General features: G+C 60.2%; 1 protein-coding gene. It reads right to left on the bottom strand.

Features of this window, described 5'->3' with window-relative positions:
• Window positions 1-387, bottom strand: a 387-nt coding sequence (locus GR198_RS35225; protein WP_164070490.1) for a calcium-binding protein, incomplete at both ends; no start/stop codon positions are given.

The following is a 387-nucleotide window of genomic DNA, read 5'->3' as shown; positions in this document are numbered from 1 at the left end:
CACATAGATGTCGTTGCCCGCTCCGCCGTTCAGCACGTCATTGCCGGCGCCGCCGTCCAGCAGATCGTTGCCGGCGCCGCCGATGATCGTGTTGGCGAGCGCATTGCCGGTGCCGATAAAATCGCCGCTGCCGATGAAGGCCAGGTTTTCGACATTGGCAATATTGGTCAAGGCATAGGAAGAAAGCACCGTCCTGATCAGATCGGTCCCTTCATTCGCCCCTTCGGTGACCACGTCGGCCAGATCATCGACGATATAGGTGTCGCTGCCCGCTCCGCCGATCAAGCTATCGGCACCAGCCCCGCCATTCAGCGTGTCGTTGCCGACACCACCAGTGATCGTGTTGGCAAGGCTATTGCCTGTCCCGACAAAGGCTGCCGTTCCGAT

The organism is Rhizobium leguminosarum (assembly GCF_010668065.1).
Lineage (GTDB): Bacteria > Pseudomonadota > Alphaproteobacteria > Rhizobiales > Rhizobiaceae > Rhizobium > Rhizobium leguminosarum_S.
The sequence above is the reverse complement of the archived record's forward strand: the minus strand, read 5'-3'. Positions and strand labels throughout refer to the sequence as shown.